Genomic DNA, 21762 nt, shown 5'->3' with positions numbered 1-21762 from the left:
ACATCTGGTTAAGATACCTGCTACGAGTTACAACAAAACCCCAACACAACTATCGGAGTTCAATGAGGTTAGAACAGCCATACATTGACAACCGTTTTTAGATCCTAAAGTAGCTTATCTATTCCCTTTGTATTTCACTTCGTCGGAATAAATTCCAATATCTTTGCGAACTGCACTTAGGAATATAAGCATCTCAACGCGAAAAACATGGAAATCAAAAGCATCCGCCTCGATGGAGTCATAAACATAATCTATAAGCTTCATAAACATATCGAACACATCAGAGGATGAAAACAATGCTAGTTGTGCTGTCATGTGAAGCCTCTGTTTATCGAAGCTTTTAATGTATTCAGGAGTTATTTTTCCCTGATGAGTTATGTTTGCAATCAAGTCCAATAATGGTGCAGAGACTGACTTATAAAGTTCTAGCTTTTGATAATAATTAATCTGTTTGTTTACAGTTAACTCACTGAGTTTGTTTTTATACTCTTCGATCTCCAAAGCCATTCTAGACTGTTCTTGTTGTAAAATTCGTTGTGCCCAAACTTTACCAAGAAAACTGGATGCGCCTAGAACAATAGCAGCTCCTCCGCCTAATGAAATCAATATCGCTTGAGCTAAATAATATGCTTCTTCCATCACTTCCTCTGCTAAATTAGAGCCGTAGATTCGATTAGCGAAGCGCTATCGAACGTTCGTGGCCTTCCTAAGATATGCATCTTCAACAAGCCAACACTTTTCCATCTTGGTACTCCTACACCATCCCGAAGCTAACCTCGAAAAAACAGCCAAGGTCAGCGGTCTGAACGTATGCCACATTAGCCGGAAGTATCAACGCAAGCGTCCGATTACACCTACCGGCTAATCGAACCTACGAGCTAAAAACCTAATCCTAACCTTTTCCAACATTTTTCCCACTGTTCACATGCACTTATATATATGAGAAGTTCTTTTTGTTCATAACTAAACATGTCTTGATTTGGATTAACAACTTCTCGGAGCGCTTTTTGCGCTAAAAAATTTATAAACATCGCATTCTTTTGAAAGCCACGCCAAGTCGTTGTAGCTACCCATTTATGCTCATTTAACGGACATTCTATATCAAGATGCTCAACTGATTGCTCAATAAGATGGAGGTAGTTTTTATAAACAAACTCAGCACCATGTAATAAACGACCAGCATCAATTATGTCATTTATAATGGTCAGCGTATCAATATCACTTAGCTTTCTAGATAATTCAAATTTTGTGAGGTTTGCCAAGGAAATATTACAATAGCGTTCCAAGGGAACGATACTTGAACATGAATGAATATATATTTTTTCAAATGTTTCCTTTGTACGATTGAGATGGTCATCCAAAGCTTTTTGCTTTTGTTGCTTATTAATTACATCGCGTTGTTGCGATATTTGCTCACGAATACCAATATAAGCCAGAAATGCAAATAAAGGACCCAGAGTTCCACTTGCATATGAACCAAAACTGCCCCAATCACCTTGTTTGTTAGAAAACATTGGGATGTCATAGATCACAAATTGTACAAAATATAATGTGAGCACCAGAAATGTTACGCAGGCACAGGCATACCACATTTTTTTCATCATATCTCTCATGACCTTATATATATTACAATGGCATTTAAAAGTTATTAACTTAAAGTCAGGGTTATCATTTATAATCACCTTCTATATAAGCCCCCAGCCATACAAAATGAAATATATTTAAAGTCAATCAACTAACAATCTAAATTCGTTTTTTGAGAAATCATCACACCTCTTGTCTGACTCCAATCTTATCACTGTATAAAACCACAGTAAATAGAAGCACTGGCCTCCTCTACTTTCTCAATCAAAATAATGTGAATAACTGAAAGTCATTTCAGCCATCTGCACGATATAAAAAAGGCCTTATCACAAGGCCTTTTCAGAAATATCCAGATTCCGGCTGGTAGCCAGTTTTACGGCTATCAACCCGGCTCCGGTGACAAGGGCAACACCTGCCCATCCAGCGCATGATCACTATTGGATGGATAGTCCGGCACCGGCTCGCAGTAGGGAATGCGGCTTAGCACCGGCGCCTTGACCAGGGCGGCCAGTTGATCGGAGCGGCGCAGGCTGGCATCCGCCAGTTCGGCCACCAGCGCCAGACCGCAGCCGAGCCCCAACCCGCCAACAATGCCCGCCAGCAGAAACAGCCAGAGCGGGTAGTTGCTCGGTTTGCTGGGGGCAAAGGGTTTGTCGATCACCTTGATCCGCTCTCCCTGCTCGAAATTGCCCAGATCGCCGGTTACCTTGGCTTTCTCATAGCGCAGCAGCAAATCCTGATAGAGAGTGCGTTTGACCGCCAGATCCCGCTCCAGCTCGGCGAGCTGGCGCTCGGTATCTCCCTGGGAGTCGACCACCTTGTCCAGCCCATCGAGCTGGCTCTTCAGGCCGGCGGCGTTTTGCTCCGCCTCCGTCAGCTGCGTCTGGGCCAGCTGCCACTCGGGTCCGCGGGCCATATCCGGCTGGGATTTGAGCTGCTCGAACTCCTGCTGCAACTGGTCAATCTGATAGCGCAGACTCTGCACCTTGCTGTGCTCGTCGCTGTAGCGGGCCCGCAGCAACACCAGCTCGGTGCGCATCAGTTGCAGCTTCTCATCCAGTTGGCGGGCAAGCTGGCTCTCCTGCCCCAGCGATAGCTGATCGACCCGAGCCTTGGCCTGCTGCAGGGTGATCAGGCTCTCGGCATAGCGCTCCTGCAAACCATAGAGACGGGCGACGTTGGTACTCTGCTGCTGAGGCAAGGCGCTGGCATGCTCCCGTTTAAAATCGGCGAGCAGCTGCTCGGCCGCTTGCAGTTCGCTGCGGCGGCTGTCGAGCTGGCTTTGCAGGAAACGTTCGGATGATTCCGCCGACTGGCGCCCCTTGCTGAGCAGGTTGAAGAAAAAGCGCCGTGAAATGGCTTCGAGCAAACCGGCGCTGTTGGCCGCCGAATCCGCTTTTACCTTTATCTCGATCACCTCATCGCCGATCAGGCGCAAAGATACGGCACTCGAGAGCCAGTCCATAATGGCATCGCGCTGGGCTGGCGGGGTCTCGTCATTGACCAGACCGCGATCCCGCGCCACGCCATCCAGCACATAACGGCTGCGCAGCAGGGCTTCGAGCACCGCAAAGCGATCCTTGAGACTCTCCTGAGTAATCAGATCCTTGAGGGTCGGGGTCTGGTTGGCATCTTGCGGCACCATAAAGGTGGTGCGGCTCTCATACTCCTTGGGGGTGAGCAGGCCGACCGTCACGCCCACCAGCGGCATCACCAGTACCGGGATCACCAGCAGATAACGACGGCGCCAGGCGGCAAAGAGAATGATGTAGAGGTTGTAATAGAACTGGACAGGCATGGCATCACTCCCTGAGAAAAGCCCTCCCCCCGCACAATGCAAGGGCAGTGCCACCAGAGGAGCTGATCGCCTCTGTGGGCAGACCGCAAGAGTGGTACAAGATTCGCATTCTCCCGCTATCCGGGGTGTTACCCCTTCCCTTGCCGGAGCGCGAACCATGTTGTCATCAACCCCGTCGCACAGACCCCATCCCCGCAGGAACTCCAGCGCCCAGCCTGTCGTACAGGTCGTGCAGCACCTGCAGCCCGGCGGGCTGGAGACCATGGTGCTCAACCTCACTCAGGCGAGCCCTGCCGAGCAACCGGTGCATATCATCTCCCTCGAAGGGCGCAAAGGGGATGTACTAAGTGCATGGCCCGCCCTGCATCCCTTCGCAGGCAATATTCACTGCCTGGAAAAGCCCGCGGGCTGGTCGCTGGCAACCCTCTGGCGGCTCACCCGGCTGCTGCGCCAACTCAAGCCCGTCGCGGTACATACCCACCATCTGGGGCCCATGCTCTATGGCGGTCTGGCCAGTCGGCTGGCCCGGGTGCCCACCCTGGTACACACAGAGCACGATGCCTGGTATCTCGATGATCCCCATCAACGCACGCTGGCCCTGTGGGGGCTGCGCGCCTTCAAACCCATTCTGGTGGCCGATGCCACGCCGGTGGCCAACCAGCTGCTGGCCAAGCTGGGCCAGCTGTCGCCAACCGTGATCCCCAACGGCATCGATGAGCAGCGTTTTGCCCCGGGCGCCGCCGCCCTCGCCCGTCAGGAGATGGGATTGCCGCAAGGGGTCAAGTTGATTGGCTGCGCCGCCCGCCTTGAGTCGGTCAAGGGACATACCTTGCTGCTGGAGGCGATCCGCACCCTGCCGGAGGAGGTGCATCTTGCGTTGGCTGGGATCGGCAGTTTGCAAAATGCGTTGCAACAACAGTGTCAGCAGCTCGGGGTCGCCCATCGGGTCCATTTTCTGGGGCTGGTCGAAAACATGCCGCGCTTCTATCAGGGGCTGGATCTCTTCTGCCTCCCCTCGCTGGCGGAGGGGATGCCGCTTTGCGTGCTGGAAGCACAGGCGTGCGGGGTACCGGTGGTGATGAGCGACGTGGGGGCGGCCAGAGAGATCGTCTGCCAGGCCAGCGGCCATATCCTGTCGGAGCGGGATCCCGGCCGCCTTGCCCAGCTTCTGGCACAAGGGTTGCTGCAGTGCCATGGCCTGCGTGCCGTCACCCGAGAGTTTGTGTGCCAGCAAAGCAGCTTGAGCCGGATGGCTCAGGCCTATCAGCAGCTTTACAGCCGCTGATCAAGCGACCCGATGACCAGAGGAGCATCCCATGGAATGGATCATGATCGTGTTCTGGCTGTGCGCTGTACTGGTGGTCTACCACCATGTCGGCTATCCCCTGCTGCTCAAATTCGGTGGTCGGCAGGCGCGCAAGGTAGCCAATCCGCCCCGCCCTCTGGATCGAGGGTTCAAAACAGACGCCGCCGATGAGGCGCTGCCGACCATCACTTTGCTGATGCCGGTCTACAACGAGGCGGCGACCATCGCGGCCAAGCTGCAAAACCTCGCCAGCCTCGATTACCCCGCCGACAAGCTGTGGGTGCATGTGCATTTCGACGGCTGCAGCGACAACAGTTACCCCATTGCGCTGAGCCAGCTCGGTGATCCCGCCCTGCAGCAGTTGCAGATCAGGCTGTTTGATCACCCCCGCAATCGCGGCAAGGTCGCCGTGCTCAACGAGGCCATGACCCGGGTGCACAGCGATCTGGTAGCCCTCACCGATGTCTCGGCCCTGCTGCCCATCGACAGCCTGCTGCTGGCGGTCGCCCATTTTGCCGATCCCAAGGTAGGGGTGGTCGGGGAAGCATACCGGTTCTGGCAACCGGGCTCCCAGGGCGAGGAGAGTTACTGGCACTATCAAAGCCAGATCAAGCTCTGCGAATCGGCCCTTGGCGGCATGCTGGGGGCCCACGGGGCCTTTTACATGATGCGCCGGGAGTGCCTCACCCCGCTGGCTGCCGATACCATCAACGACGATTTCATCTTGCCGATGCAGGCCATCGCCAAGGGGTATCGGGCTGTCTATGACAATCGCTGTGCCGCACTGGAGCTGGAAGTTTCCGATGCCGCGCTGGAGGCGACACGGCGCAAGCGGATCGGCGCTGGCAACACCCAGCAGCTGCTGCGGTTGCTGCCCCTGCTACACCCCAAGTTCGGCTGGGTTGCCTTCAACTTTGCCAGTGGCAAGGGGCTGCGTGTGTTGATGCCGCTCTGCCTGACCCTGCTGTGGCTCTGCGCCATCCCGCTTGCCACCCAATCCCTGCTGTTTCAGTTGCTGCTGGGGCTGCAACTGCTGGGGTATCTGCTGGTCATCCTGATCCAGCTGACCCCTGTGCACCCCTGGCCCAATCTGTTTCGCAAGATCCACTATCTGGTACTCGGACACTGGTACAACGGCATGGGCACCCTGCGCTACTGCCTGCGCGCCCCCATACGTTTCATGTCACAGGAGAAAGCCGTATGACACACCCCATTCCAAGATTGACCCTGGTGGTCAAACGCAGCATGGATCTGCTCGGTGCCACTCTTGGCCTGCTGCTGACGCTGCCACTGTGGCCGCTAATCATGCTGGCCATCCGGCTCGATAGCCCGGGGCCTGTGTTCTTTCGTCAGTTGCGGATCGGGCGCAGCCACGCCACCCATACCGAGCTCTTTTTCATGATCAAGTTTCGCACCATGCGCGCCGACGCCGAGGCGGCCACCGGGCCGGTCTGGTGTGGCAAGGGGGACAGCCGGATCACCCGCAGCGGCGACTTTCTGCGCAAAACCCGGCTCGATGAGCTGCCGCAGTTTATCAATGTGCTCAAGGGGGAGATGTCGCTGATCGGCCCCCGCCCGGAGCGGCCCGGGATCGCCAACCGGCTGGAAGATGCGGTGCCTTACTTTATCGAACGCACCTATGAAGTGGCCCCCGGCATTACCGGTCTGGCACAGGTCAATCAGGGCTATGACGAGTCGCTGGATGATGTGCGCAGCAAGCTGGCGTTCGATCTGGCCTACTCGGTCGCCCTGCTCCACCCTTGGCGCTGGCTGGTGCAGGATGTGCATATCATCGGCAAGACGATTGCCATCATGGTTGGCAAGAAGGGGCGCTAATCCCGCCGCACCAACCTCAACCACATCTCAACGCCCATCAGGCCATTGTCACTGCAATGGCCTTTTTTATGGCGCATCCTTGTGGCAAATCAACGTTGATCACCGAGAAGTCAGCGACCTGATCGCCATCATCTGGCCCCATCCACAGGCCGGATGTCCGCTTGACCCACTGCAGAAACCCGAGCGTTGCGTGATCACAGAAGCAATCCGCCCCCTGCAACCCCTAACACCGGCACATAAAAAACGAGTAGCCAGCGGCCACTCGTTTTTGGCGGGTTTCCCCTTGGGGATTCAGGCGCCGTAGACAGCCAGAATATCGGTCACTCTGTTGCTCACGCTGTACCCGCGGGCTATGGTGTTGCGGGCCGCCTGACTCATTTTGCTGCGCACCACCCCATCGCTGCGCAGCCAGTAGTTGACCAGCTCCGCCATATCCCGCACATGGCCGGGCTCTACCAGCCAGCCATTGGATTTGTGGTCGATCAGATTGACCAGCCCCCCCACCGCAAAGGTACAGACCGGTATGCCGTGAGCCATCGCCTCCAGGGCCACCAGCGGCAACCCTTCAAAGCGGGAGGTGATGCAGAGCAGGTCGATGTTGTGCCACTCATTGGCCATGTTCTGGAAACCATGAAGCTGGACGCGATCACCATACTGCTGCAACAAAGCGCTTTTCATGGGGCCATCCCCGTAGAGATGAAACGCCCCATCCGGGCAGAAGGCGGCCAGCTGGCAGAACGCCTCCGGCCCCTTTTCCGGCGAGAGGCGGCCGACAAAGGCAATCCGGTTGCCAGTTACCGTAGCCGGCGTCGCAGGCATGGGGACAAAGTTGCTGATCACCGTGCTTGGCACAGGCAATTTGCGAGCGATGGGCTCGCTTACTGCAATACACTTCGCAAAACGCGCTGTGGTGCGATCCAGCCAGCTGTAAAACTTCAGCAACCCCTCCCCGTCATCCCCACTGTGAAAGGTCGAAACCACCGATTTACCGGTGAACCAGGCCGTCAGCCGCCCCAGCACCCCGGCCTTGTAGCCGTGGGTATGGATCAGCACAGAAGCAGGCTGGCGGGCCAGACGGCGCATAAAATCGCGGCTGTTTTGGCACACCTCGTAGGGCAAGCCCTGTTGTTTGAGCAGAGTCGTAAAGGGGGTCATACCGTGGTTGCTCACCAGCACTATGGTGGGGCGAAATCCCCTGGCCAGCAGATCGTTGGCCAAGTGGATAATGTGAACTTCTATTCCACCGACCTGACGCGCATCGATGGCCAGCCAGACCTGCTGCATGGGTAACATAGGCACCTCCTTCCGTGGCTCCATGCCACCTGAAATGAGGCGCTGCATAGAGCGGGCCAGTCAGGCAAAGAGGGGCTGGATCAGGCGCCGGGACAGGCGACCAGCAGGAGGGTCATGTCATCGAGGGCGGCATCATTGATGCGCTCATCAAACCAGCGGGCAATGCGATGAGCCAGTTGCTCAAGACCGGGCCCCGAGGTCAGGCAGATCTCCTTGAGCTGCGACTCCCAGCACTGGCGCTCTGCGGCATCACGGCTATCGAGCAGGCCGTCGGTCCAGAACAGCAGGATCTCGCCGGGCTTGAGCTGACGCTCATTGGTCACGAAGTGAGGATCCGGGCGCAAACCGGGCAAGGGGCCGGTCACGCCGACCTGACGGATGGTGCCGGGCCCAACCAGCCAGGGCGCAGGGTGGCCCGCGCTGGCCCACTGCACCCGCCCCTCGTTGCCGAGCTCAATGCAGAGGGTGGTGAGCAGGGTAGCCCCGAGGAGCGGATCACTGTGAACCGCATTGGACAAGATGGTCAGCAAACGGGCGGGGGCGCGCTCCAGATCGTGTGCCGTCAGCAAACCGCGCAGATAACCGGCATAGGCATGGGCAAAAAACTTGGCTTCTGCATCGTGGCCCATCACATCCCCGAGCCACAGCACCCGATCCTTGACCAGCAGAAAGTCCCCGCCCCCCACGGTGGCCGCACGGGTTTGCAACGCCAGCTGGTATCCCCCTATGGAGGTGGCGGGCAATAACGGGCGCAGCGCCGAGGTCATGCGCTGATCCAGCTGCTCGCCCCATTGCGACTTGAGCTGCTGCGAGCGTTGCAGCACCCGCGAAACCGCCAGCAACAGGTCCTGCTTGGTGATGGGTTTGACCAGAAAGTCATCGATCCCCAGTGCCCCCGCCCGACTCTGGGTCCACTGATCCTGATGACCGGTCAGGAAGATAAAGGGCACCCCCTTCATATTGGGATCCTTCATCAACTGCTGGCGCAGGCCAAAGCCATCGATCCCCTCCATCTCGATATCGGAGAGCACCAGCGCGGGGGGGTGCTTTCCAAGCGCCAGCAGGGCGGCATGGGAGTCGGCATAACTTTCAACCCGGTAGTGCTCATGGAGATAGGCGGTGAGCAGGGCACGCATCACCTTGTCATCGTCGATCACCGCGAGCACCGGCAGCTGGTTGACCGGGCCCTGCTGGCAAAGAGTCACGCGATTGCGCTCACCGTCGCGAGAGAAGTGCACCTCGGCAAACAGCTGGTGCACCAGCGCCAGTCCGTATCCCCCCTCCTGCAACTCATCGGGTAACGGCGCACTGGCAAGACCGGGTTGCGGACCGCCATCATCCTCCAGTATCAGACTCAAACCCGTTTCATCCTCTTTCAGCGTGAGCCAGAGCCTGGTCGCGGGAGGAGCTGTGTGCTTGACACTATTGGTGGCCAGCTCACTGAAACAGAGCAGCCAGTTGGCTTGATCCTTTGGGGAGACCTGAAACAGGGAGAGTCCCTGCGCCAGCCGGTTGCGCAGTTCGCGCACCGACTGCAGGGTTGCCGGAGCAGATCGCAACCAGTCATCCATATCGGGCCTCCATCAGCGGGCGATCAGATCCGGAAATTGAGCAAGGCACTGCGCCGGCACCAGCGCTTGAGCCATTCGGTCACCCGGTTACTGGGCAGCCGGTTGAGTTCGCGCAGGATCTCGCTGGCCAGCCCCGGGTTGAGTTTGTCGTTATAGACAGCGCCAATCAGATTGGCCTCGGCACGGGTCAGTTTATCCACCGCACTTTGTACCACCGTCGTCGGCGTCACTCCCGCCAGCACCACCAGCAGTGCCCCTTCACAGGCCCCACACACCTGATCGGCCGGAATATTACCCCGATTGAGGGCAGTGAGCGGTGAGGTATCGAAGATCACCACGTCGTAATGCTCCAGCCAGCGAACCAGCAGCTGACGCAAGGTATCCTTGTTACGAAAAGCCATCAGATCCTTGCCCGGAGCCGGGAGCAGCGACAACGACCGACCAGTGGCCACCGGCTCGGGCACATCATTGGGCCCCCAGGCAACCGCCGTGGCGCGGCCGGGATGATAGAGGTTGAGATCCACCAGCAGGGTGCGCAGCCCATCCGCCTCCGAGCGCCTTGCCAGCGCATCGCAGATGGAGCTCACCCCCTCCCCCCCTTCCGACGAGGTGACCGCCAGAGAGCGGATCCCCCGGGCGACCGTCGCCGCGTAGAGGGATTCGAGCTCCAGATATTGAATGGGGATGCTCATATCAAAGCGTCCCGACCAGGGCCACCACCGAGATCGTGGTCAGGATGTCGCGCATGCCATCCATGAAGATGGCCCAGTTGCTGCTTTTGCTGTCAGGGATAAAGACGGTGTCCCCTGCACGCAGCACCGGCAACTGGCTAAAGTCGGGCTCTTTGGCAAAGCCGTCGAGATCGAAGCTGCGGGCCTGATCCCCCTGACCACTGGTGGCCATGTTGATCACCACAATCTTCTTGATATAGGCGCTGCTGGTCGGGCCCCCCGCCTCGGCCAGCAGATCCAGCAGGGTCATGGAGGAGTCAAAGCGGTAGCGCCCAGGGCGGGCAATCGCCCCCAACACCCGAATGGTGTTCTCCTTGGGCTCATCGAGCCAGGGACGATTCTTCTCCGGCAGGTAGATGGAGTCGCCGGGCAGCACCTTGGGCAGCAAGGTTTCATCGCCGGTTTCAAAGTAGAGGGCAAGATCGAGCTTGCTGACCCGTGCCGTGCTGCCACTGCGATGGGCGATGCGCACATTGCGCAGATCCGCCGCCGCAGTCGGACCATCGGCGGCCGACAGGATGTCGATAAAGCCCATCTGCTCATTGAAGGCATAGCGACCGGGGGCCCCGACCTGACCGAAGATATAGATGGAACTGTCCGGTGACTGGCGCACCCACTGGGACTTGTTGTCACTGGGATCGGTGGGCAGCTCGGGGATCATGATGGTGAATCCGGCCCGGATCTTCGGCAGGCTGGCGAGCGCCCCCCCCTGATGGAGGAACTTGTCGAGATCAAACAGGGTCGGCGTGGCCTGCCCCCCTTCAGCGGTCAGGATCTGCACCTTGGCGATATCGGCCCGCTCGTTGGGGCCACCGGCGTGGGCGATCAGATCCAGCAGCGACATCTCGTCAGACCATTCATAACGACCCGGGATCCGCACCGCCCCCATCACCATCACAGCCCGCCCTGGCGCTACCTTCAACCAGGACTTCTCGTTGATATCGGTCTTTTCCGGCACAAAGATGGCGTCACCGGGTTTGACTTGGGGCAACGCCTTTTGCATCCCTTCGGTATAGGCCTGCAAGTCGATGGGTTCGATCGTGCCATCGGTGCGCAGCAAACGGATCTGGCGACTCTCGGCATAGCGGGTCGGGCCGCCGGCATTGGCCAGAATATCGAGGAAGGAGTCCCCTTCCCGCCCCTCATAGGCGCCGGGTTTGAACACCTCGCCCATGATGTAGATGGTGCGTGCCCCCCGTTTTATCTGCTCTTCATCCTTGGGCACGAAGATGGTGGCGCCCGGCGCCAGATTGGGCAGCAGCTTGTTGTTGCCGGAGTCGAGATAGGCTTTGAGATCGAACAGTTCGGGGGCATCACCATTGATCACCCGGATCCGCTCCACCCCGGCAAAACGGGTCACCCCACCGGCTCGCATCAGCAGATCCACGATGGAGTTGCCACTCTTGAAACTGAAGGCGCCGGGGCTGTTGACCTCGCCAAACACCTTGATCGCCTTGCCGGTATCCCCATCCCCGCCTGCCGCCAGGGTTGCCGCATCAAAATCAATCTGCACGTTGCCGATCAAAGGGGATGCTGGCACGAACACCACATCGAGGGATTGCAATGGCGGCAACACGCTGGCATCGCCGGTATCGAGATAACGCTTGTAGTCGAAGCTAGATACCGTGCTGCCGCGCCGCACCTGCATGTTGTTGAGCTGGGCACCGGGCACCAGACCGCCAGCGGCATCGAGGGCCATCTGCACGTTGCCATCGGGCGCCAGATCATAACTGCCGGGTTTTTTGACATAGCCCATCACGCTGATCAGCAGCCGCTTCTCCAGCAAGGTGACGGTCAATTGAGAGAGGTTGTTGTAAACAGGTTTGAGGGCGGTGCGGATCAGCTCATCCGCCTGTTGCAGGGTCTTCCCCCCCACCACGACGTTGCCAACTTCAGGCAGTGCAATCTCCCCCTGCTTGTTGATCTGGAAAGGCTGATCAAAAGCAGGCTCACCGGGTTGCACTATGGCCAACCGATCACCGGGAGCCAACAAGGTGGAGGCCAGTAACGGGCAGGTGAACAACAGCAAGAGAACACAGATCAATCCTTCGAGAGCGCCCCGTTTCATAGACATCCTTTTCGTCTGTTACGTCTGCCCCCATTGGCGTAAGGGGAGCCCTGACCAATCAGCACGACAGCCATCCGCTGTTGTCTGTTGCAGCCGCAAACGTACTTGTTGTAGTGATTGTGCCAACACGGTCTGACGCCAGGCTACATCCGACCAGAGCCGTCCGTGCATATCCCGTTCGATATCAATACGTTGAGATTGTAGCCGTTTCAACTCGGCAGGCATACACCCCTGCAGACTCGCTTGCTTTAATTCCGTCAGCTGCAAGTCGAGTTCCTTCTGACGCTCATCATAACGAGACCAGACCCGCCGTTCATCCTCATTGACCGGAATACGGGTGGGTCTTGCCTCGGCCATGCCGCCATACCCCTGCGGCGGCCACTGCGCACAACCCGACAGCAGAATGGACGAGAGCAGGATACCAAAGCGTTTCATGATGCAGCGGCCATCATGCCACGGGAGCGCATATAGGCCTTGATGCTCTCATGGCAGGGGATCACCCGGTCGATATGCAACATCTCCAGCAGGTCATGAGGTTGGCCAGGCCCACAGACAAGGGCCATCTGATGCCCGTTCATAATCAATCTTTTATAGAGAAATACCAAGGCTCCGATCCCTGACGAGTCGATAAAATGAACATCGCTGATATCGGCCAGGATATCTCCCGGGTGGGTCGAGAGGGTTTCAAACAACGGGCGGAGCTCACTGACGGCCATCGCGTCAAACTCGTTTTCCAGTACCACTACCTGGATATCATTAAGGGTGTAAGTCATGCTTTCCATCGCTAGCTCCTTGTCGATTCTCAGACTATTTGCTGTCACGGCATTCAGCACGTTGCAAATGTTATGCCGGGCAGTGCCACGGCACTTGTTCTCCAAATGATACTCTTTGCGCCTTATTCGCCGACACCCACTCCTCGTTTTGATTGCCAAATTGCAATTGACCTCCCCCGCACGTTGCAAACTGCAATTCACCTTGGCCGAGATCGCCCGATAACAGGCTAAATGGCTGATAATTCAAGTCCATTAGACTGGGCCCGATTATTGCTTGCCTTTGGACACACTTCACAAGCCACCGTTGGCTCGGCCCCCATGCCGCCATTTTCCAGGAAGGAGAGATCATGAAAGCAGGCCTTTACATCGCACCACTGTTGGCAGCCCTTTGCGGCACCGCATACGCAGCCCCCTCCCCTGACAGCGCCGTGTTGAAGGTTGAAGGCGCCATCAGCAGCCCCACTCATCAGTCTCTGGCCCTGTGGGACAGCGCCATGCTGGATCAACTACCGGTACACGAAATCAAAACCCATACCCCCTGGTATGACGAAGCCAAGACTTTTCGCGGCCCGCTGCTGCAAGATGTATTGGCCAAGGTCGGGGCAACCGGCAAACAGCTCACTATTACCGCGCTCAATGACTACTCGGTACAGGTGCCGACAAGCGATGCCGAGCAGTATCGGGTCATCCTCGCCCGCACGATCAATGGCAAGCCACTGTCGGTGCGTGACAAAGGGCCGCTGTTCCTTGTCTATCCGTTCGATCAATATCCCGAACTGCAAAACAAGCTCTATTACGGTCGGGCTATCTGGCAGATCAGCGCGATAAAAGTGGAGTAGATCCCATCATGCGTTCCATGGCGGCCAGTCAACGTTTCTTGTTTGTGGTGCTTTGTGTGCTGCTCCTTGCCTTTGTCGGTATTGGTACCATCCAGTACCGGCAATTTCAGGATCTGCAGCGTAGTACCAGCCAGGGCGAAGACAACGTGATGTGGAACTATTTCCAGCTCTATAACGAAGCGCTGCGTTTTCAAAGCTCGCTGCTCCATGAGTCGCAACCGACCTTCCAGCTCAGATACGATATTCTGGTCAGCCGCATGGATCTGGTGCTGGAGAGCAAGGATCGCAGCCTGCTTCAGCAAACAGAAATCTACCAGCAGGCAAGCAAAGCCATTCGATCCTACATCTCTCTGGCGGATATCTGGCTCGGCCCGGAAGCCACCAAGCCGCTCGACAATCTTGCCCATCAGGAGCTGCGCCAACAGCTTGCCTCCCTGCTCCCCCTGCTCCATCAGCTGACTCTGGAGGTGAACCAGCAGGCGACCCTGTTTGATGTGGCACGTCGCGACAGCGTGAGGGAGCAGATCATCACGACGACACTCATCGCAACCCTGCAATTTGCGCTGCTCTTTGTGCTCGCCCTGCTGATCTGGCGGCAAATGAATATCTCGTTTCTGCAACACAAACTGATGCAGCAGCTCAATGACAAACTGCTGCGGGCAAATCAGGCGGCAGAGGCCGGCACAAGAGCCAAAAGCAGCTTTTTGGCCAACATGAGCCATGAAATTCGCACCCCCATGAATGGCATTCTCGGCATGCTCTCACTGCTGGCCGACCGGGATATGGATCCGAGGGAGCGAGACTATCTGGAGACGGCGCGCGAATCGGCAAACCATCTGCTCGGTCTGCTTAACGACATTCTGGATGTATCCAAGCTGGAAGAGGGCAAGATCGAGCTGCAGCTTGCCCCCCATCACTTGCCCCAGCTGCTGGAGGATATCCGGGCCCTGATGCAGAGCAACTGCGATGCGAAAGGGATCAAACTGACCCTGACTGTTGCCCCCGATACGCCGGAGTGGTTGATGATCGACCCGCTGAGAGTGCGCCAGATCCTCTTCAATCTGGTGAGCAATGCCATCAAGTTCACCCATGAGGGGGAAGTCAGAGTTAACGTTGATAGCACCCTGTTGGAGCAGGATCGCCACTCGATACGCATCTCGATCCAGGACACCGGGATCGGCATGAGCAAAAGTCAGCTAAAGAACCTGTTTCAACGTTTCGCCCAGGCGGATGTCTCGATCACCCGCCAATATGGCGGATCGGGCCTGGGTCTTGAAATATCCCGTAACCTCGCACGCCTGATGGGCGGCGATATCTCGGTAGAGAGCCGCGAGGGGCATGGCAGTACTTTTACCTATATCTGGCCCGCCAGAGCCACGACCCCCTCGATTGTTTGCCTGCCGTCCAAGCCGCTGGATCAGGAGAGCTATCGCATCTTGCTGGTTGATGACAATGCCACCAACCGCAAGGTGATCGGCGCCATGCTCGACTCCGTGGGCCATCAGGTCACACTGGCCGTTCAGGGAGAAGAGGCGCTGGAGAAACTGGGTCACACCGAATTTGATCTGGTGTTGATGGATGTCCAGATGCCAGTGATGGATGGCCTGGTGGCCACCACCCGGATCCGCACCTCCCAGATGCCTTGGGCAGATATCCCCATCATCGCCCTGACGGCGGATGCGATGCCGGAATCCAAGCAATACTATCTCTCCCATGGCATGAACGGGTATATCACCAAGCCCATCAATAAAGAGACGCTGCTAAGCGAGATAAACAGACATATTTCCCATGGTCGGCTCAAATACAACGCCACCCTGCGTGTCACCAAGCAATAACCCCCCCCTGATTCCGGGCTACTGATTGCTCATGTGGGGCAACATTGACCTCTGCAGGCAACTGAATGGGCTTGGGTCTGGAACGCACACAGGCAAGCCGCTTCGCAACAGCTGCACGGGCCGTCGGCTTGTCTCGGGTATGCAGGGATTTTTGGATCTATTTGCGGCGACCACAGGGGAGCGTGGTGACTTTCCGGTAATACCAGATGCCGTGGAGAGTGAGCCAGAGATTCATCGATGAGCTCCTCGTCGTCCACACAAAGTGGATGACCAAGGGCTTTAGAAAGCTAACTTATTGAATTGCAGAAACAAGTGGTGGCCCTACCAGCCACATCCCGGCACTCGAGTCCCCCGCCTTGGCTGCTACCTTCCGGTCCTGACCAGGTCGACGGGTTATCAATGCGAGAGGACCAATAGGACCACCGGCGAGGAGAATAGGCAAACTGGGCGTTCAATGCAACGGCTTTCTACCCTCCAACAGATCGTTTGCCTTATTTTTCAACAATCTGCCGAATGAATCAGCTAAACAGCATAAATTTCGCCCCCACCAGCAGCATTAGCAGAGCAAATGCCTGCTTGAGGCGTCTTGGTGACAATCGGTGTGCCAGCTTGGCACCAAGGCGGGCAAACTGGGTACTGGTCAGCACAATGCCGAGCAGCGCTGGCAGATAGATGTAGCCCACACTCCACTCGGGCAGATCGGCATGACCCCAACCCGCATAGAGGTAGCTGAGGCTCCCCGCCAGCGCGATGGGCATGCTGCAAGCTGCAGAGGCCGCTACCGCATTGCGCATTGGCACCGAGTTCCAGCTCAGATAAGGGACGGTCAGCGAGCCACCGCCAATACCAAACAGCGCTGACATCCAGCCAATGATGGTACCGGCGATGCCTGTGCCGAGCGCCCCCGGCATATGGCGCTCCGCTTTGGGTTTAAGGTTGAGCCCCATCTGTAGCGCCATACTCCAGGCGAAACAACCGATGATGATATTGAGGGTGCTGGTGCTGAGCAGATTGGCCGTCATGCCGCCAAGCCAGCCCCCTATCAGCATGCCGACGCCGAGTCGGCGGATCATAACCCAGTCGACAGCACCCGCCTCCCGGTGGGCCCGCAGCGAGCTGAATCCGGTAAAGATCATGGTGGGCAACGAGGTGCCGAGGGCCAGATGGGTAATGATTTCAGGGTCGATGCCCTGGGCGCGAAAGGTCATGACCAGCACGGGGACAATGATAAGACCGCCGCCGATCCCGAACAGTCCCGCCAGCATACCGGCAAAGGCGCCCAGCAGGAGGTAACCCATAAACAGCATAAAAATTCCTGTGTTAAACAAAAACTGGCCAACACGGCCGGGCAACAGTGGATATCTGCATGAAAAAAAAGAGATGGCGCGAGGGCCATCTCTTCATTGTGCCGGTTAGTGTAGTGGAATGGTACCGTCCATCACCTTGTAGAAGGCCAGCACGGCGCAGCCGAGCAGAGCCGCCGTCATCCCCTGCTCCAATCGGTTAAGGCCGCGCAGACCGTGATGCTGACGCGCCTTCCAGTAGATGAAGATGCCCGGGCTGTAGAGCAGCGCCACCAGCAACAGGTACTCAACACCGGCTGCGTAGACCAGCCAGCAGCCGTAAACCGTCGCCACCAGGGCCAGCAGCAGGTCACGCTTGCGCTGATGGGGTTGACCCTGATAGGTCTCCCCTTTCAATGCCAGCTTCAGGCCATAGGCACCGGAGAAAACGTAGGGCACCAGCGCCGCCGAGGTGGCGATGTTGACCAGCGCCAGATAGGTGCTGCTCTGGAAGTAGATGATGATCAGGAAGATCTGCACCAGACAGGTAGAGCACCAGAGGGATACCTGCGGCGAGCCGTTCTTGTTCTCCTTGGCAAACCAGCCCGGGAAGACGCCGGTCTTGCCTGCGATGTAGGGCACTTCAGCGGCCAGCACGGTCCAGCTGAGCAGCGCCCCCATCACCGACACCACCAGACCGATGTTGATAAGCCAGGCGCCCCAGGGGCCGACTACGGCTTCAAGGATCATGGCGGTCGAAGGGTTCTTGAGCGCCGCCAGTTGCGGCTGGCTCATGACACCCAGCGAGAACAGGGTAACCATCACGTAAAGCGTCAGGGCGCCGAGCAGCGCCAGCACAGTAGCACGGCCCACATCCTTGCGATGGCGGGCACGGGCAGAGACCACCACTGCCCCTTCAATCCCGATAAAGACCCAGAGGGTCACCTTCATGGTGGACTTGACCTGATCCATCACGGAGCCCAGCTCCATGTTGTTCTGGCCCCAGATATCCAGAGTGAAGGTATCCATGTTGAAGGCCAGCAGGATCGCGACACAAAAGACGATGAGCGGCACCATCTTGGCGATGGTGGTGACGATATTCACCAGCGCAGCGACCTGCACCCCGCGCAGCACCAGCGCATGCACCGACCAGATCAGGATGGAGGCCAGCGTGATGGCCACCGGCGTATTGCCGTCACCGAAGATGACGTTGTCAGGCGTATCGAAGAAGTAGCTCAGGGCGCTGAACACTACGATGGCGTAAGAGACGTTGGCCAGCAGTTGGCAGAGCCAGTAACCCCAGGCGGCGTTGAAACCGATGAAATCGCCGAAACCGGCTTTGGCATAGCTGAAGATACCGCCATCGAGATCGGGGCGGCGCATGGAGAGGTTCTGATAGACCAGCGCGAGACAGATCATGCCAAGACCGGTGATGGCCCAACCCAGGGCGACCGCCCCGGCACTGGCATGCGCAGCAATGTTTTGTGGCAGACTGAAGACCCCGGCGCCGACCATGGAGCCGATCACCAGCGAAATGAGGGCGCCCAGCCCTAGTTTCTTGTCCATTTCAATCCTGTTTATTTAGGCGGCGGCAGAGCGTCCGTATTCATACTGCGCGCAATATGGGAGGGGCTGGGAATCCTGACCCCGTGAAAAAGGCGGCAACTATATTGCATGACTATTCCGACCGCAATCCCTCGTCCCGTCAATCATGCACCGCCTTGACCGCGCGCAATTTTACAGCACTGACCCATATGGCCTGTGAGCTGGCTCAAATTAACCAAGACCCATTGATATTTCTCATTTTTCTGCCAACACAACCTGACTCGCATGGTTCCTGTGCATCGCCATTCAGGCGCTCTCTGTATAAATAATCTGCATAAAAAAGCCCCGGTGGAAACACCGGGGCCCATTATGTAAATCCCTATAAACGCAAACCGCCATCCAGTTCTATCATCCTTCCCGACAGATAGTCGTTGGCAAAAATAAAGCTCACCGTCTCGGCCAGCTGTTGCGCCTCGCCAAGGGTGCCGACCGGAATAGCCTGCTGCATCCGCGCCATCGCCTCAGGCTTCATCGCCGCCGTCATGTCGGTGGCAAACACCCCGGGGGCAATCCCCATCACCCGAATGCCATGGCGCGCCAGCTCCCGCGCCCAGGTCACCACCAGCGAGGCAACCCCCGCCTTGCTGGCGGCATAGTTGCTCTGGCCAATATTGCCGGCGCGGGCGATAGAGGAGATGTTGATGATAACGCCCTCCTGCCCCCCTTGCGCCATCAGCGCCGCCCCCTCGCGACCGCAGAGGAAGGTACCTGTGAGGTTGACGTCAATCACGCTCTGCCACTGGGCCAGCGTCATCTTCTCCACCAGCTCACCCTCTTTCACCTTGATCAGCATGCCATCGCGCAAAATGCCGGCACAGTTGATAAGACCGTGCAGCACGCCAAAACGCTCCTTGATGCCAGCAAAAACCGACTCAACCTCGGCTTCGCTCGCCACATTGCAGACAAACAGCTCGCACTGGCTATCTTGATCGCACTGATCATTCTGGCTGCGCACCAGGGCTGCGGTCGCCTCCAGATCGGCGCGATTGATGTCGAGCAGTGCCAGCGTCGCCCCCTGTGCGCCCAGGGCCAGCGCAATGGCCCGTCCCAAGCCACGTCCTGCGCCGGTAATAACGATGACCTTATCTTTGATATCCATCAATGCTCCTTGTAGCTGGTCGAAGAGAGATGCCTTGAAGAGAGGTGGCCCGTCAGGCGGGATCCTGTTTATCCAGATAGAGTTCGACGATGCTGGAGAAATCGCGGCTCCCCTGCCCCTTAGCGGCATGCAGGTTGAACAGGTTACGCGCGAGCGCCCCCATCGGCACAGCGCTGTGGCCATGCTCGGCCAGCGCCATGGCCAATCCCAAATCTTTCACCATCAAACGGGTCATAAAGCCCCCCTGATAGTTGCGGGCGGCAGGGACATTCTCCATCACCCCGGGCCAGGGGTTGTAGCGCTCCAGACTCCAGTTGTTGCCGGAGCTCTTGCCCATGATGGTGGAGAGCACGGCGGGATCCAGTCCCTCCTTCACCCCGAGGGCCAGCGCCTCGGCGGTACCCGCCATATGGATCGCAAGCAGCATGTTGTTGCACATCTTGGCGATCTGCCCGGCGCCCAGCGTCCCGGCGTGAAACAGGTTCTGCCCCATGCAGGCGAGCAGAGGTTTCGCCGCCTCGAAATCTGCCGCGTCGCCGCCAACGATAAAGGTGAGCGTCCCGGCGGCCGCACCGGCGACACCGCCCGATACGGGGGCATCGATAAAGCGCAAACCACGTGCGCGGGCCGCCTCCCCGACCTGACGGGCAGAGTCGACATCGATAGTGGAGCAGTCGATCACCAGTGCACCAACCGGCAGCGCTGCCAGCAGATCCTGCCCCTCAGACAACCAAAGATCGCGCACATGCTCCCCCGCAGGTAACATGCTGATCACCACCTCGCAGCCGGTCACCGACTCACGGGCATCCTCCGTGGCGATGCAGCCAGCGGCGATGGCGCGCTCAATGTTTTGGGCAACCAGATCAAACACCTGCACCCTGTGCCCGGCCCTGGCCAGATTGGCTGCCATGGGTCCCCCCATGTTGCCCAGCCCGATAAATCCGATCCTTGTCATTCTGCTTGCTCCTTGCGTTCTTGATAGCGCCGCGGCTGCCAGACCAGTACCTATCCCTTGCGTGCCAACGGGTTGTGCCCATGGGGCCAGCGATAGAACTCGTCCAGCCAGTTACCCGCGGCAGGCTGATCCTGCCAGTGGGGATCCCTGTCCTTGTCGATAAGCAGCGCCCGCACCCCTTCCACAAAATCGCCCTTGAGCACGCAGTTGACCGAGAGAGTCAGTTCGTCGGCGAATACCTCGGCAAGGGATTGACGGCGAGCCTGCCAATATTGGCGCCAGAGGATGGCACGGCTGATGGGACTGCCGGTGCGACAGCTCTCCTGCGCCTGGGCCAATGCTTTCTCTCCCGCCGTTTCGTCAAATCGGGCAGCAAACAGCCTTGCCAACACTCCCGCCAACGTTCGCCCCGCCAGCAGGTCATCGATTCTTGGTTGATGAGGCAGCAGGATGGGCGCAGGCAACTGCGCTGCGGCACCTTTATGAAGGCCCCGCAGCAGCAGATCGATCTGCTCACGGGGCTCACAACCGGCTGACCAGTCGAGTGCCGCCAATCGGTGCAGCAACTCGGCTCGCTCGCCGCTGGCGATGGCGTGATCCGCCAGCCCAAGGCCGATGGCATCACTCCCGTTGAAACGGGCACCGGTCAGACCAAGCCAAAGCCCGAGTCGCCCCGGCATCCGGCTTAAAAACCAGCTGGCCCCCACATCGGGGTAGAGGCCAATGGTCACCTCCGGCATGGCGAACAGACTTCTTTCGGTCACCACCCGAAAATCGGCGCCGGCAAACAGACCTATCCCACCGCCCATGCAGATGCCGTCCGCCACGCAGATCAGGGGCTTGCGGTAACAGTGGATGTGGTGATCGAGCCGATACTCCTGCTCGAAAAAGTCGCGGGCATATTCAAACAGTTCCGATCCGCTCACCTCCTGCTTGCGGTAATAGAAGGAGCGAATGTCACCACCGGCACAGAACGCCTTCTCACCAGCCCCCTGCAGCAGTACGCAAGCGATGGCGGGATCCTGCTCCCAACGGGTCAGCGTCTGTTGCAGGATCTGGATCATCGGCAGGCTCAATGCGTTGAGAGACGCAGGGCTGTCGAGGGTCAACACCCCGATCTGATGACCATCTTCGGTGGGATAACAGCTAACCTTGACCGACTCACTCATAAACGGCTCCGTATGGA

At 57.9% G+C, this 21762-nt stretch carries 19 protein-coding genes and 1 other RNA gene; 5 read left to right on the top strand and 15 right to left on the bottom strand.

Annotation, left to right across the window (positions count from 1 at the left end):
- Window positions 1-114 precede the first annotated feature (114 nt).
- The 3 genes from G5179_RS00830 to G5179_RS00820 form a co-directional block, all read right to left on the bottom strand.
- A complete protein-coding gene (locus tag G5179_RS00830) occupies window positions 115-639 on the bottom strand; it encodes a hypothetical protein (protein WP_421257672.1) in 525 nt (174 codons plus the stop codon).
- 239 nt (window positions 640-878) lie between these two features.
- Window positions 879-1604 (bottom strand): hypothetical protein, encoded by a 726-nt coding sequence (locus G5179_RS00825; RefSeq protein WP_421254762.1) that lies wholly within the window; start codon window positions 1602-1604, stop codon window positions 879-881.
- Window positions 1605-1966: 362 nt separating this feature from the next.
- On the bottom strand, window positions 1967-3382 hold the full coding sequence (locus tag G5179_RS00820; protein WP_021230256.1) for a GumC family protein: 1416 nt from the start codon (window positions 3380-3382) through the stop codon (window positions 1967-1969).
- Window positions 3383-3539: 157 nt separating this feature from the next.
- Here G5179_RS00820 and G5179_RS00815 point away from each other — a divergent pair, with 157 nt between their 5' ends.
- Genes G5179_RS00815 through G5179_RS00805 form a run of 3 tightly spaced genes read left to right on the top strand, consistent with a single transcriptional unit; the run spans window position 3540 to window position 6524 of the window.
- Window positions 3540-4667 (top strand): glycosyltransferase, encoded by a 1128-nt coding sequence (locus G5179_RS00815; protein WP_421257671.1) that lies wholly within the window; start codon window positions 3540-3542, stop codon window positions 4665-4667.
- Window positions 4668-4698: 31 nt separating this feature from the next.
- A complete protein-coding gene (locus tag G5179_RS00810; RefSeq protein ID WP_075114781.1) occupies window positions 4699-5892 on the top strand; it encodes a glycosyltransferase family 2 protein in 1194 nt (397 codons plus the stop codon).
- On the top strand, window positions 5889-6524 hold the full coding sequence (locus G5179_RS00805) for a sugar transferase (protein WP_005333398.1): 636 nt from the start codon (window positions 5889-5891) through the stop codon (window positions 6522-6524). The genes G5179_RS00810 and G5179_RS00805 overlap by 4 nt, the downstream gene beginning before the upstream one ends.
- A 291-nt stretch (window positions 6525-6815) precedes the next feature.
- On the opposite strand, the gene G5179_RS00800 is transcribed toward G5179_RS00805, so the two are convergent.
- The 6 genes from G5179_RS00800 to G5179_RS00775 all read right to left on the bottom strand — a co-directional run bounded on the left by G5179_RS00800 (window position 6816) and on the right by G5179_RS00775 (window position 12969).
- Entirely contained in the window at window positions 6816-7817 is a 1002-nt protein-coding gene (locus G5179_RS00800; protein ID WP_421257670.1) for a glycosyltransferase family 4 protein, read from the bottom strand.
- A gap of 80 nt (window positions 7818-7897) precedes the next feature.
- Complete coding sequence (locus G5179_RS00795; RefSeq protein ID WP_421257669.1) at window positions 7898-9388, bottom strand: SpoIIE family protein phosphatase; 1491 nt, start codon at window positions 9386-9388, stop codon at window positions 7898-7900.
- A 23-nt stretch (window positions 9389-9411) separates the two neighbouring features.
- Window positions 9412-10080: a tyrosine-protein kinase family protein gene (locus G5179_RS00790; RefSeq protein ID WP_005360129.1), complete on the bottom strand. Its 669-nt coding sequence runs from the start codon at window positions 10078-10080 to the stop codon at window positions 9412-9414.
- Window position 10081: 1 nt separating this feature from the next.
- Window positions 10082-12187, bottom strand: coding sequence for an SLBB domain-containing protein (locus G5179_RS00785; protein ID WP_005360128.1), 2106 nt, complete (start codon window positions 12185-12187; stop codon window positions 10082-10084).
- 18 nt (window positions 12188-12205) lie between these two features.
- On the bottom strand, window positions 12206-12622 hold the full coding sequence (locus G5179_RS00780; protein WP_019445317.1) for a hypothetical protein: 417 nt from the start codon (window positions 12620-12622) through the stop codon (window positions 12206-12208).
- Entirely contained in the window at window positions 12619-12969 is a 351-nt protein-coding gene (locus G5179_RS00775; RefSeq protein WP_005333409.1) for an STAS domain-containing protein, read from the bottom strand. Before G5179_RS00775 ends, G5179_RS00780 begins: the two co-directional genes overlap by 4 nt.
- A 338-nt stretch (window positions 12970-13307) precedes the next feature.
- On the opposite strand from G5179_RS00775, the gene G5179_RS00770 reads away from it, so the two are divergent.
- Window positions 13308-13799: a molybdopterin-dependent oxidoreductase gene (locus G5179_RS00770; protein WP_043819743.1), complete on the top strand. Its 492-nt coding sequence runs from the start codon at window positions 13308-13310 to the stop codon at window positions 13797-13799.
- Between the two features lie 8 nt (window positions 13800-13807).
- Window positions 13808-15634 carry an ATP-binding protein gene (locus G5179_RS00765; protein WP_421257668.1) on the top strand — a complete coding sequence of 609 codons (1827 nt, stop codon included), beginning with the start codon at window positions 13808-13810 and terminating at the stop codon, window positions 15632-15634.
- A gap of 319 nt (window positions 15635-15953) precedes the next feature.
- Here the strand turns inward: G5179_RS00765 and ffs are convergent.
- The 6 genes from ffs to G5179_RS00735 form a co-directional block, all read right to left on the bottom strand.
- Window positions 15954-16050: signal recognition particle sRNA small type (gene ffs, locus G5179_RS00760), an RNA gene on the bottom strand.
- A 102-nt stretch (window positions 16051-16152) separates the two neighbouring features.
- Window positions 16153-16941 (bottom strand): sulfite exporter TauE/SafE family protein, encoded by a 789-nt coding sequence (locus G5179_RS00755; RefSeq protein WP_139407777.1) that lies wholly within the window; start codon window positions 16939-16941, stop codon window positions 16153-16155.
- Window positions 16942-17046: 105 nt separating this feature from the next.
- Window positions 17047-18483: an arginine-ornithine antiporter gene (gene arcD, locus G5179_RS00750; RefSeq protein ID WP_005336921.1), complete on the bottom strand. Its 1437-nt coding sequence runs from the start codon at window positions 18481-18483 to the stop codon at window positions 17047-17049.
- Window positions 18484-18841: 358 nt separating this feature from the next.
- Complete coding sequence (locus G5179_RS00745) at window positions 18842-19621, bottom strand: SDR family oxidoreductase (RefSeq protein ID WP_216953742.1); 780 nt, start codon at window positions 19619-19621, stop codon at window positions 18842-18844.
- Window positions 19622-19673: 52 nt separating this feature from the next.
- Window positions 19674-20576 (bottom strand): 3-hydroxyisobutyrate dehydrogenase, encoded by a 903-nt coding sequence (mmsB, locus tag G5179_RS00740; protein WP_421257667.1) that lies wholly within the window; start codon window positions 20574-20576, stop codon window positions 19674-19676.
- 50 nt (window positions 20577-20626) lie between these two features.
- Window positions 20627-21745, bottom strand: a complete 1119-nt coding sequence (locus G5179_RS00735; protein ID WP_421257666.1) for an enoyl-CoA hydratase/isomerase family protein — start codon at window positions 21743-21745, stop codon at window positions 20627-20629.
- Window positions 21746-21762: the final 17 nt, after the last annotated feature.

The organism is Aeromonas sp. 600886 (assembly GCF_049174935.1).
Taxonomy (GTDB): Bacteria; Pseudomonadota; Gammaproteobacteria; order Enterobacterales; family Aeromonadaceae; genus Aeromonas; species Aeromonas veronii_A.
The sequence above is the reverse complement of the archived record's forward strand: the minus strand, read 5'-3'. Positions and strand labels throughout refer to the sequence as shown.